Consider the following 12,079-nt stretch of genomic DNA (forward strand, 5'->3'; position numbering starts at 1 on the left):
AACTTGATTTGCCGAAAAAATATCAATGCCCTGATTTTGATGAAGATAATTTGTATGAATTAGCCATTTTTATAAAAAAATTACTAATTTATCAAAAAGGAATTGAAATTCAGTTAAGAAAAGCAAAAGAAGATGCCGATAGTGCTTCTAATGCTAAATCGGAATTCCTTTCTATGATGAGTCACGAAATCAGAACTCCTTTAAATGGTATTGTTGCGATGACTTACCTCATGCAACAAGATATGCACAGTGTTGAAATGTCAGAGAACTTAAAGATCTTACAATATTCTACCGAACATCTTCATGTGTTAATCAATGATATACTTGATTTTAATAAAATTGAAGCAGGAAAAGTTGAACTTGAAAATATTGAATTAAATATCAAAGAATTGGTTACTAATATAATGAAATCGGCTCAAGTAAATGCCTCTTCAAAGAAAGTAAATATTCGTTTAATTTTTGATGAAAATATACCCAAATATCTCGTTGGAGACCCGCTTCGTTTAAGTCAAATATTAAATAATTTGGTAAGCAATGCAGTAAAGTTTACTAATGAGGGCGAAGTTATTATTGAGCTTGTACTCAATCAAAAAAATAGTAAAAATGTTACGATTGAGTTTTCTATAAAAGATACTGGTATCGGAATTGCAAAGAAAAGTCTTAGTTTCATTTTTGAAAAATTCACACAAGCAGACAATGAAATTTCACGACGATTTGGGGGTACTGGTCTTGGTCTTGGAATTACTAAAAAACTTTTAGAACTTCACGGCAGTACAATTCATGTTGAAAGCGAAATAGATAAAGGGTCAAATTTTCATTTTTTGATTGATATGGAAATTGGAGCACAAAAAACTGAAATTTTAAGCCAAGAAGAAGTTTTAGACGAGCAAACCTTAAAAGGAACAAGGGTTTTATTGGTAGAGGATTATCCTATTAATGTAAAAATTGCGACAAGGTTTTTAGAAAAATGGGGAATGAACTATGATACCGCAGCAAACGGTCGAATTGCGGTTGAAAAACTTTTAAATAACAAATATCAAATAGTTTTAATGGATCTTTTAATGCCTGAAATGGATGGATATACAGCTACTGAAAATATTAGAAAATTCGATAAAAGAACGCCAATTGTTGCCCTTACAGCATCTGTACTCAATACTCAAGATAGAGTTTACGATGTAGGCATGAATGGTTTCGTGTCGAAGCCTTTTAATCCTAAAGAATTGTTTCAAAAAATCAATAAATATGCTTTAAGAGCATAAAGCAATATAGAGACCGTCTCAAAGTTATTTTTGGGGCGGTTTTTTAATTTTATGTAATCTTGCCCTAAAATAGCAAAATATTATTACTCAAGTTGAAGCCCAATCTTCTCCAACATTAAATCAATAAGAGATAAACTTTGCTATTATAGGGCAATTGTTTTGTTAGATTCGAAAAATAGTTGTCATTAATTTAACAATTAATCTGCTTTAGTAAATTTAGTAGTTCGACCGATAATTGATATTCCAATATAACCTCTTGCATCGATAGTTGTAGGACTGGTAATTGTCAATTTACAAGAATATGTTTTTCCATTATTTGGGTCATAAATTTCGCCATCTTCCCAAACTTTTGCACCATCGGCTGTAAAATTTGTTAAAAACACTAAACCCATAATTGGTCTGGTTTTTAGCTTACTATCCGAATTTAACTTATCCACTTTGGGCTTACCATTTTCTAATGGCTCTTTCAGCCAAACAATTTTTCCAAAGAGTTTATTCTCTTGTTTGTAAAATTGAATTTTGGATGTTTTTTCTGCGTTATACCAAGTTCCTTGGGTGATATCTTGAGCAAAAGTAAATTTTGCTATAAACAATAGGGCAAAGATAAAAGTAAGTTTTTTCATCGTTATTTGAGGTGATAAAGTTTAAAGGGTCAGAATTTATTTAAAGCTCTTTTTTTAAGGTTAATCTTAAAAATAAATAGAATAGTTGTAATAAGAATACCTACTAATGCCCCAGCAAGTATATCAGTCAGAAAATGAACACCAACATAAATACGACTGTATGAAACGATTATTGCCCAAAGAAATAGAAAAAAAAGCAATTTTTTATTGCCATTTAATAAATAAAAGGACATAGCCAATGCAAAACTATTAGCAGCATGGCTTGAAGCAAAGCCAAATTCTCCTCCACAATTGCCAACTATATGCACCATATTTTGTATAGCTGGGTCGTGACAAGGACGAAGTCTTTGAAAAAAAGGCTTCATAAAACCCGAAGTAATTTTGTCAGAAAGTCCAACTGAAAGGGTTATGAAAAATAAATTTTGCCAAAAACTTGCCCTAAATTTTATAAATAGATAATAAACCAAATAAGCATACAAAGGTATCCAAGTGAAACGATATGTGACCCAAAACATGATCACATCCCAAGTTGGTGAATGAATACTATTGAGCCATAAAAACCATTCGTATTCGGCGTATTTTATTGTTTCAATCATTATGCAAAACCTAAAACTTTTCTAACTTCTTTCATTGTCTGTTCTGCAATATCTTTAGCTTTGGCTTCGCCTTCTTGCAATTTTTCTTCTAAAGCAGCTTCATTTTTCATATAATAATTAAAAATATCACGCTCTTTTTCAAATTTCGTCCAAAGTTTTTCAAACAATAACTGCTTGGCATGTCCGTAGCCAAAACCTCCTCTTAAATAATTTTGACGTAGTTCTCCGATTTCATTCTGGTTGGCTACTAAAGAAAATAATTTAAAAGTTATATCGGTATCAGGGTTCTTGGGAGCTTCCAGAGGAGTACTGTCTGAAACGATAGATTTTATGGATTTCAAAAGAGGTTTTTCATCCAAAAATACATCAATATAATTATTATAAGACTTGCTCATTTTCGTGCCGTCAGTTCCTGGAATAACCATTACAGATTCATCAATCAATGGTTCGGGCAAGGTCAAAACTTCGCCATAAGTGCGATTAAATGAAGCCGCCATGTCTTTCGACATTTCGAGGTGCTGCTTTTGGTCTTTTCCGACAGGCACAAAATTGGCTTGATACATCAAAATATCGGCCGCTTGCAAAACTGGATAAGTAAAAAGCCCAGCATTTACATCTGAAAGTCTATCTGATTTGTCTTTAAAAGAGAGAGCATTTGATAACATTGGAAAGGGAGTTTGGCAGCACAAATACCACATCAATTCGGTGTGAAACCCTGCTAAGCGGGACTGGCGATAAAAATAATTTTTATCAGCATCAAAGCCACACGCCAACCACGCTGCTGCAACTGCACGAGTATTTTCTTGCATTAATTTGGCATCTTTGATGGTTGTCATTGAGTGCAAATCTGCAATAAATAGAAAAGATTGATTATCTGGTTTTTGAGAAAGTTTCACCGCTGGTAAAATTGCTCCAAGTATATTTCCTAGATGTGGACGACCGCTTGCTTGTATACCCGTTAAGATTCTTGCCATAAATATTAAATTATCAATTTAATTTGTAATTTTCGACAAAATTAGACAATTTTACCAATGCTAACCCAACATACTCTCCAATTTTTAACAAATCTATCGCAAAACAACAATCGTGAGTGGTTTAACGCTAACCGCAACGATTACGAAAAAACTAAAGTCGAATTTGAAGCATTATGTCAGGATGTTCTGACAGGCGTTGCACAATTTCAAGACAACTTGCTGAACACAAAAGTAAAAGATTGTATTTTCAGAATAAATCGAGACGTAAGATTTGCTAAAGATAAATCTCCCTATAAAAAAAATATTTCAGCGGCCTTCGGACAAGGTAGACGGCATTCTGAAAAGGTTGATTTTTATTTGCATGTTCAACCCCATGAAACATTTCTTGGCGGTGGAATGTGGGCTCCAACAACAAGCCAACTCGCAAGTTTTCGACAAGAGATAGATTATAATCCGCAACACATTAAAGGAATCATTGAAAATAAAGATTTTAGAGAATATTATAATGAAATTTCGGGTGAAAGAGTAAAAAAAATGCCCAAAGGATATGCAATAGACCATCCAGAAATTGAATTGCTAAAATATAAACAATTATTCTTTATTCATAGATATTCAGACGAAGAGGTATTAGGCAAGAATTTTGCTCAAGAGATTATTAATGGCTGTCAAATTTTAAAACCATACCTTGATTATATCAATCATTTATTTTTTGAAACAGAACGTAATTGAATAGTTTTGCTGTGAACATTAAGCTGTTTACGATTGAGAATGAAATGGAATGTTGCATATTTCAATTACATACCATTGTTTATCGTTCTTAAATCATATTATGATTAAACCATCTATTTAAAAATCAGTCAAAGAAAAAACTAATCTTAATTCTATGAGCAACCGATACTCTCCTACTGGAATTCAAGGCGGAATTGATGAGTATAATGGTGTTTGGGCTTCTGACCAAATCACCCACTTATTAAAACGCACAATGTTTGGAGCAAATCCTGACGATGTTAATTATTTCAAAAAGAAAACCCTCAGTCAAACAGTTGATGAATTACTCCAAACGCAAGCACTTCCTGCCCCGCCCTTAAATTTTTATGATACTGCCGATTATAAAGACCCCCAAGGAATTAAGTTTGGGGAAACTTGGGTAAATGCCATTTACGGCGATGGTACAGTTAATAGTAGACGTCGTGCCTCCTATAAATATTGGTGGGTGATGCAAATGGCTACTCAAAAACGAAACATTCATGAAAAAATGGTTTTGTTTTGGCATAATCATTTTTCTACTGAAGTAAATGAGGTCGATGATGCTCGATACGTCTATTTATACAATATGGTTTTACGTAAATATGCTACGGGGAATTTTAAGGATTTTGTAAAACAAATTACACTTGACCCTTCGATGCTTAGGTACTTAAATGGACGACTCAACACTAAAAATGCTCCCGATGAAAACTACGGACGTGAGCTACAAGAACTTTTTACTGTGGGGAAGGGAGCTGGTTCAAAATATACAGAAGATGATGTAAAAGCAGCAGCTAAGGTATTAACTGGCTATAACATTAATGGCACTATCAATTCCTATCTTTTTAATAGTAACAATCATGACACGAACGATAAAAAGTTTTCAGCTTTTTATAATAATACAGTAATAAAAGGTGGAACTGGAGCAAATGGAGAGAAGGAATTAGATGATATGCTTACCATGATATTCTCGGTAGATGAGGTTAGTAAGTTTATTTGTCGAAAAATTTATCAGTTTTTTGTTTATTATGACCTTACCACAAGCGTAGAAAAAGATATTATTGAACCTTTGGCTAAGATTTTAAGAGATAATAAATTTGAAATCAAACCTGTACTTTTGACGCTTTTCAAAAGTCAACATTTCTTTGACCCGAATGTGTACGGCTCAACCATCAAAAGTCCACTCGAATTGGTAGTCGGAACATTACGAGAGTTTAATGTTGCCTTCCCTTCTCCAACTGACTTTGTACAAGAATATTATAATTTATTTGGTGAAATGACGCGTCAAGGACAAATCATGCAGCAGGATATCGGCGACCCACCAAATGTTGCAGGCTGGCCCGCTTATTATCAATCACCTATTTTCTACGAAATTTGGGTAAATTCAGACACTTACCCTAAGCGAAACCAATATACCGATACATTAATTTCAAATGGTTATACCAAAAGTACTAAGAAGATACAAATTGATGTAGTGGCCTTTGCCAAGAAAATGGCAAATCCTGATGACCCAAATCTATTGATTGCTCAGTCACTCGAAATATTATATAAAATACCTGTTTCAACCGAACTGATTCAACAAGTAAAAAAAGATATACTTTTGAGTGGTCAGTCCGCTGATTTTTATTGGACAGAATTGTGGAATACAATGATTCAGAAACCTAACGATGCCAACACTTTAAGTATGGTAACGACAAGGTTAAGAAACATGTATAAATACTTGCTTGCATTACCAGAATATCAGTTGGCGTAATTTTTAATTTATGATTGACAAAATTAATTTTTTGTAAAACATAAATATCTATCAACCATTCAGTATTAATTTTATGAAACGTAGAGACTTTATACAAAATACATTTGCAGGCGTAGTGATGCCTGCATTACTCAATGGAATATCATTTCAAGCTTTTGGCAATATTGACGAGGCAAATTTGGGCGATGACCACATTTTAGTTGTGGTGCAACTCTCAGGTGGAAATGATGGGTTAAATACCATAATTCCGATTGATAAATATGGCTTATATAAAAATGCACGTACAAATATTGCAATTGCACAAGAAAAGCTACTGCTAATTCCTCAAACTGATAAACTTGGACTAAACCCCGCCATGAAAGGTTTTCAGACTATGTTTAAGGAAGGAAAAGCGGCATTGATTCAAGGTGTAGGCTATCCAAGCCCAAATTTTTCTCACTTTAGAGCAACTGACATTTGGAATTCAGCTTCTGATTCTAATATTTATGTCAATAATGGTTGGGCGGGCCGATATTTAGCAATTGACAACCCTAATTATCCGACAGGATACCCAAATACAAAGTATCCCGACCCATTAGCAATTCAAATTGGCTCAGTTATTAATACCGCTATCCAAGGACCGGTTCAGTCAATGGGGATGGCAATTTCAAACCCTTCGAGTTTCTATAATTTAATTTCAAACAAAGTAGAATCTACTCCTAATACCTTAGCAGGCAAAGAATTGAAGTTTTTGAGAGAAGTTGCCAACCAAACTAATCAATATGCCACAACAATTAAAACAGCAGCAGCAAAAGTCACCAAACAAGCCACCTACCCGAATACAAGTTTGGCAAATCAGCTAAAAATTGTCGCTCAGCTTGTGGGTGGAGGTTTAAAGACAAAAGTTTATTTTGTACAAATGGGTGGCTTTGATACCCATAGCAATCAAACCAATACTACTGATACTTCAATTGGTACACATGCCAATCTTTGGCAACAAGTATCAGATGCGATAAAGGCTTTTTCTGACGATTTAGTTGGTTTGGGAGTATCTAAAAAAGTCGTTGGTGTAACCTATTCAGAATTTGGTCGCCGAGTAAAATCAAATGCAAGTGGAGGAACAGACCACGGTGCAGCGGCTCCAATGTTTATGTTTGGTGATATGGTAAATTCGGTCGTTTTAGGAACATCCGCCGACATTGCAGCTGCTCCAAGTACCAACGATAACGTAACAATGCAATATGATTTCCGTTCGGTTTTCGCTTCAATTTTACAAAACTGGTTTTGCTTAGATAGTTCATATATCGATGATGTTTTGTTGAAAAACTTCCAACCATTGCCTTTACTTCAAGTACAGGCTTGTGGTAATATTACCGCAAATGAACCCATTGTGAATGAAGAATTAATTAGTAATTCACCAAATCCGTTTAGTGATAAAACCACACTTTCTTTTATAAGCAAAGGTGGACATACCATGATTCAGGTTTTTGATAATATTGGCAGAATTGTAGCCACGCCAATTGATGGAGAACTTGAGGCAGGAAGACATGAAGTAGTACTTGAAACTAAAGATTTTAATAGCGGAATGTACTTTGCTCGATTGCAAAATGGTTCAATTCAACAGGTAAGAAGAATGATTAAATAAAGTCTTGTACAGCAAACAAGAACTTTGACCTCATCTCAGCCCCTTTCATTTGCATGAAAGGGGCTTTTGTTTAGATGGTATAGACTATTGGCTTTCAAATACAACTCAAAATCACTTCACAAGCTTCTCTAATTTCATTTTCGGTGATAATTAAAGGTGGAGAAATACGCATAGAATTGTCACAATAAAGAAACCAATCAGTAATTACACCTCTTTCGATTCCTTTGTCAATAATCGGTTTTAAGACATCAAAGCTTTGAAATTCGGCGGCTAACATTAAGCCTTTGCCCCGAACCGCTTTGATTTTTGGATGAACCAATAATTCTTTGAATAAATTTGACTTTTTTTCTACATCATCCAACATTTTTTCATCAAAAATAGTATTCAAAGTTGCCAAAGATGCTGCACAACTTACTGGATGTCCACCGAAAGTAGTGATATGCCCTAAAATAGGGTTGTCTTTAAAAACGGACATAATTTCCATCGGAGCAATAAATGCTCCGATGGGCATTCCGCCTCCCATACCTTTGGCACAAAGTAAAATATCTGGTAAAATCCCGTAGTGTTCAAATGCCCAAAATTTACCCGTTCTGCCAAAACCCGACTGAACTTCATCAAAAACCAATAAAGCACCGACTTCAAAACATCTTTTTTGGAGTGCTTTTAGGTAATTTTCTTCGGCAGGTCTTATGCCAGATTCTCCTCCTATGGGTTCAAAAAAAACGGCGGCTGTTCGAAAAGTTATTTTATTCAAATCTTCAAAATTATTTCTTTCTATTTTCTTTGTTGATGGCAAAAGTGGGCGATAATTACGTTTAAAATGTTCTTCGCCAAGCGACAATGCCCCTTGCGTAGAACCATGATAGGAGTTTCGACATGAAATAATTTCGATACGTTTGGTGAAGCGTTTTACTAACTTCATCGCACCTTCTACAGCTTCAGTGCCAGAATTTGTAAAATAAACATTATCTAAACTTAATGCTGATGAAGTACGAAATGTTGCAAGAGTTTTTACTAAAGCATCTGCCAATTGTAATTGTGGCGACTGAACATATTCGCCATAAACCATCAAGTGCATATATTTATCTACTTGATTTTTGATTGCTTCAACCACTTTTGGATGCCGATGACCAACATTGCTTACTGCAATTCCTGATATTAAATCCATGTATTTTCTATCTTTCCCATACAAATAAATTCCTTCTGCTTTTTCTATTTCAAGAGCTAAAGGAAAATCAGATGTCTGGGCGAGATTTTGTAAGAAAAGTTGGCGTTGAGTCATTGAAATATTAGATTTTTTTACAAAATTGGCATAAAAAAAACTCGTAAGCAAAGCCCACGAGTTTTAAGTACTAACCTATTATTTATGAGTAGTTACTCCACTATTAAACTTCTCTTTGAAAATCTACTTCTAACAATTTTGTTCATTAATTTTTGAGAAAGAGATTTTGTTGATATTTCATTTTTCTAAACCCACTATCTTCCTATCAACCAGAATTGAAATATTTAATTATTACCTATTACTACACGAAAATAATTGATATTTTAGACTGTACAACATACATGAGACAAAAAGCCAAATTTATGCGACCTTCGCTATTTTCCACCAATTCGTCGTATTAATTCTTCTGAAAACTGTTCACTTACAGGGATTAAATGCGTACCAATCGTTATTTTTAAATTACGAATTGATTCGATTTTATTCAATGAAACGATGTATGATTTATGTATCCGCATAAATGGCATTGTGGCAAATTTTTCCTCAATACTTTTCATAGTCATACGTGTAATTACAGGGCGACTTTGCGTGCTAAGATAAATTTTAATGTAGTCTTTCAAGCCCTCTATATATAAAATATCGGCATATCTGATTTTCACCAATGAGTATTCTGCATTTACAAAAAAATGTTCTTCAACATTGATCTTTGCAGGAATTGTGCTTGTTTTTAGTTGATAAAGTTCGTTTGCTTTATTAGTTGCTTTCAGAAAACGTTCAAAAGAGACTGGTTTAAGCAAATAATCAATGATATTTAGTTCAAAACCTTCCAAAGCATACTGCTCATAAGCTGTTATAAAAATAACCATTGGATTTGACACCATGCTTTTCAAAAACTGAACACCTGTGATACCTGGCATCTGAATATCCAAAAAAATTAAGTCAATCGCTCGATTTTCAATTTTTTCGGTTTGTATTAATTCCATTGCCTCAAAAGCATTTCGGCAACGACCGACAAACTCTAAATACGGAATTTGTCGAATATTATCTTCGAGCAGGTCTAACGCCAACGGCTCATCATCAACTGCTATACATCTCATTTTAATTGAAAATTTACGTTATAAAATAATAGGGGGTAATTATTATACTTGTTGCAATGGAAGATTATTCGTTTAAAAATAGCCTTTTATTGCTTAAAATTTAATTTCAATTCTGTAATATAAAAATGGGTTTGTTCTTCTACATTTAAAACATATTGATTAGGGTACAGCAATTCCAATCTTCGTTTTACATTGGCTAAACCAATGCCAGATGCACCATCTTTTACTTCTTGTTTATCTGAACTAAATTTATTTGTTACTTTGAAAATCAATTGATTAACAGTAGTCTGCAATTCAATTTTTATGATTGGTTTTTCGACCAAACCAACGCCATGTTTAAAGGCATTTTCTACAAACGGAATCAGAAGCATTGGTTCAATATTTTTACTTAATAAGGGTTTTTGTACCAAAAAATCTATATCCACATAATCGGCAAAACGAACTTTTTGAAGGTCAATATAATTTTCTAAATATTTCACTTCATTGTCGAGCGAAATTTGTTTGTCGTCTTTTTCATAAAGCATATAACGCAACAAGTCAGACATTTTTAACAAAACTGGCTCAACTAAATTAGATTTCTTTCGGTTTAATGACACCAAACTATTCATCAAATTGAACATAAAGTGAGGCGAAATTTGCGAACGCAAGAATGAAAGTTCAGATTTTAAGCGTTCATTTTCTTTCTCTCTTTGTACTTGCTGGTTTTTCTGATATTCTGAAAAGAAACAATAGGAAGCACTAATTACAAAAATAAATAGGTATTGAATAAAAACATTTACAAAAAATAATTGATTTGGTTCAGATTCAACAAAAGTGATTCTGACATAATATCTTCCCATAACTAATAAAAAAATCAAACCAACCATGTATAAAAAATAATTAATTGGTTTTTGCTTAAATACTTTAGGGAATAGGTATTTTGAATGAATATAAAATAATGTAATACACGAAAGTGAAACATAGAACCAGTAGGCTTTGCTTGTGTATGGGTCAATGTTTGGTTGAGTAGATTCTTTTTTTAATTCAACATTTAACAAGGGTAGCGTTGTATAACCTAACCAAATAATTCCATGTAAGAAAATGTATAAATATTTGTTTTTAAGCATTCCATTTTATAATTAAACACAATTATAGTAATTAACCACTAAAATATAACATAAACAAGATAATCGGTAATAAAACAACGATTTAATGGTGTTATTTATAGACAAAAAAGCCTTCGCTTTCAAACGAAGGCTTCCAAAAATTCACTAAAAACATAGTTTATCCGTTGTTATCATCAACAAATCTCACACAAAAAGCCGCTATTAATAAACTCACACCGCCTGCCACAACAATATACAAAGGGGCTTCAATTGAACCTTCTCCGAATATGGATTTAACAATTTTTCCTAAAAACAAAGAGGCAAGAATTTCGGGAATGACAATAAAAAAATTAAAAATTCCCATATAAACACCCATCTTGTTAGACGGCAATGCTCCAGACAAAATGGCATAAGGCATCGAAAGAATTGATGCCCAAGCAATACCAACTCCGACCATAGAAAGCAATAACAAGTATTGGTTATTGATAAAAAATACAGAAATAAGTCCGATTCCGCCACAGATTAACGCAATCGTATGAACAAATTTTCGGCTTGTTTTCTTTGCTATAACAGGAATCAAGAATGCTGTTAAAAAACATACAACCGAATAAGTTGCAAAGTTTATACCGTTCCATTCGCCACCTGCACGAAACTCTGGAGAGTCGGCAGTTGTTGCTCCAAAAATATGGTAAGATGTCATTAAACCAAAAAACATCCACATACAAAATAGTCCAAACCAAGTAAACATCTGCACAATAGCCAGTTGTTTCATTGTTTTCGGAATACTACCAATCGACTCAAAAAGTTCTTTAAAATAGCCTGTAACTCCTTTATTCTCTTCTTTTTCTCTTTTAAATGCTTCCATATCTTCGGGCGGGTACTCGTCTGTTGTAAAGCAAGTATAAAGTACTGACAAAAAGAAAATAACAGCACCGAGTTGAAAAGCATATTTAGTAGTCAATGAAATACCACTCTCTGTTGTGCCAATTACTCCCATTTTACTAAAAATAAAAGGCAAGATATTTGCAAAAGTTTGCCCTAAACCAATAAAAAATGACTGCATCGCAAAACCAGCTGTTCGTTGGCTAATGTCCAATTTGTCTGC

11 protein-coding genes are annotated in these 12,079 nt (G+C 33.6%); 4 read left to right on the forward strand and 7 right to left on the reverse strand.

The features are described from left to right. Nucleotides 1-1,259: response regulator (locus tag ACH2CJ_RS06025; RefSeq protein WP_394991347.1), on the forward strand; the 1,259-nt coding region annotated here is incomplete at its 5' end. A 197-nt stretch (nt 1,260-1,456) separates the two neighbouring features. Here the strand turns inward: ACH2CJ_RS06025 and ACH2CJ_RS06030 are convergent. The 3 genes from ACH2CJ_RS06030 to trpS are packed head-to-tail and all read right to left on the reverse strand — an operon-like array spanning nt 1,457 to nt 3,452. Further along, nucleotides 1,457-1,882 (reverse strand): DUF2147 domain-containing protein, encoded by a 426-nt coding sequence (locus tag ACH2CJ_RS06030; protein ID WP_394991348.1) that lies wholly within the window; start codon nt 1,880-1,882, stop codon nt 1,457-1,459. 29 nt (nt 1,883-1,911) lie between these two features. Continuing rightward, entirely contained in the window at nt 1,912-2,478 is a 567-nt protein-coding gene (locus tag ACH2CJ_RS06035; RefSeq protein ID WP_394991349.1) for a phosphatase PAP2 family protein, read from the reverse strand. Beyond that, a complete protein-coding gene (gene trpS / locus ACH2CJ_RS06040) occupies nt 2,478-3,452 on the reverse strand; it encodes a tryptophan--tRNA ligase (RefSeq protein ID WP_394991350.1) in 975 nt (324 codons plus the stop codon). The genes ACH2CJ_RS06035 and trpS overlap by 1 nt, the downstream gene beginning before the upstream one ends. A gap of 57 nt (nt 3,453-3,509) precedes the next feature. Between trpS and ACH2CJ_RS06045 the strand changes: the two genes are divergently transcribed. The 3 genes from ACH2CJ_RS06045 to ACH2CJ_RS06055 all read left to right on the forward strand — a co-directional run bounded on the left by ACH2CJ_RS06045 (nt 3,510) and on the right by ACH2CJ_RS06055 (nt 7,573). Then, the gene (locus ACH2CJ_RS06045) at nt 3,510-4,181 is read left to right on the forward strand and encodes a DUF2461 domain-containing protein (RefSeq protein ID WP_394991351.1); all 672 of its coding nucleotides are present in this window, start codon (nt 3,510-3,512) and stop codon (nt 4,179-4,181) included. A 154-nt stretch (nt 4,182-4,335) separates the two neighbouring features. Continuing rightward, nucleotides 4,336-5,949, forward strand: coding sequence for a DUF1800 family protein (locus ACH2CJ_RS06050; RefSeq protein WP_394991352.1), 1,614 nt, complete (start codon nt 4,336-4,338; stop codon nt 5,947-5,949). Between the two features lie 73 nt (nt 5,950-6,022). Beyond that, nucleotides 6,023-7,573 carry a DUF1501 domain-containing protein gene (locus ACH2CJ_RS06055; protein ID WP_394991353.1) on the forward strand — a complete coding sequence of 517 codons (1,551 nt, stop codon included), beginning with the start codon at nt 6,023-6,025 and terminating at the stop codon, nt 7,571-7,573. 94 nt (nt 7,574-7,667) lie between these two features. Here ACH2CJ_RS06055 and ACH2CJ_RS06060 read toward each other — a convergent pair whose 3' ends face one another. From ACH2CJ_RS06060 to ACH2CJ_RS06075, 4 genes are all read right to left on the reverse strand, one after another. Continuing rightward, the gene (locus ACH2CJ_RS06060) at nt 7,668-8,855 is read right to left on the reverse strand and encodes an aspartate aminotransferase family protein (RefSeq protein ID WP_394991354.1); all 1,188 of its coding nucleotides are present in this window, start codon (nt 8,853-8,855) and stop codon (nt 7,668-7,670) included. Nucleotides 8,856-9,169: 314 nt separating this feature from the next. Then, complete coding sequence (locus ACH2CJ_RS06065; RefSeq protein ID WP_394991355.1) at nt 9,170-9,889, reverse strand: LytR/AlgR family response regulator transcription factor; 720 nt, start codon at nt 9,887-9,889, stop codon at nt 9,170-9,172. Between the two features lie 86 nt (nt 9,890-9,975). Next, a complete protein-coding gene (locus ACH2CJ_RS06070) occupies nt 9,976-10,995 on the reverse strand; it encodes a sensor histidine kinase (RefSeq protein WP_394991356.1) in 1,020 nt (339 codons plus the stop codon). Nucleotides 10,996-11,152: 157 nt separating this feature from the next. After that, nucleotides 11,153-12,079, reverse strand: a 927-nt coding sequence (locus ACH2CJ_RS06075; RefSeq protein ID WP_394991357.1) for an MFS transporter, incomplete at its 5' end; no start/stop codon positions are given.

Source organism: Emticicia sp. (assembly GCF_043780375.1).
Classification (GTDB): domain Bacteria; phylum Bacteroidota; class Bacteroidia; order Cytophagales; family Spirosomataceae; genus Emticicia.

What these genes read in the sequence shown, in the direction of transcription:
- ACH2CJ_RS06030 (WP_394991348.1), bottom strand. Translation starts at nt 1,882, where the DNA reads ATGAAAAAACTTACTTTTATCTTTGCCCTATTGTTTATAGCAAAATTT.
- ACH2CJ_RS06035 (WP_394991349.1), bottom strand. Translation starts at nt 2,478, where the DNA reads ATGATTGAAACAATAAAATACGCCGAATACGAATGGTTTTTATGGCTC.
- trpS (WP_394991350.1), bottom strand. Translation starts at nt 3,452, where the DNA reads ATGGCAAGAATCTTAACGGGTATACAAGCAAGCGGTCGTCCACATCTA.
- ACH2CJ_RS06045 (WP_394991351.1), top strand. Translation starts at nt 3,510, where the DNA reads ATGCTAACCCAACATACTCTCCAATTTTTAACAAATCTATCGCAAAAC.
- ACH2CJ_RS06050 (WP_394991352.1), top strand. Translation starts at nt 4,336, where the DNA reads ATGAGCAACCGATACTCTCCTACTGGAATTCAAGGCGGAATTGATGAG.
- ACH2CJ_RS06055 (WP_394991353.1), top strand. Translation starts at nt 6,023, where the DNA reads ATGAAACGTAGAGACTTTATACAAAATACATTTGCAGGCGTAGTGATG.
- ACH2CJ_RS06060 (WP_394991354.1), bottom strand. Translation starts at nt 8,855, where the DNA reads ATGACTCAACGCCAACTTTTCTTACAAAATCTCGCCCAGACATCTGAT.
- ACH2CJ_RS06065 (WP_394991355.1), bottom strand. Translation starts at nt 9,889, where the DNA reads ATGAGATGTATAGCAGTTGATGATGAGCCGTTGGCGTTAGACCTGCTC.
- ACH2CJ_RS06070 (WP_394991356.1), bottom strand. Translation starts at nt 10,995, where the DNA reads ATGCTTAAAAACAAATATTTATACATTTTCTTACATGGAATTATTTGG.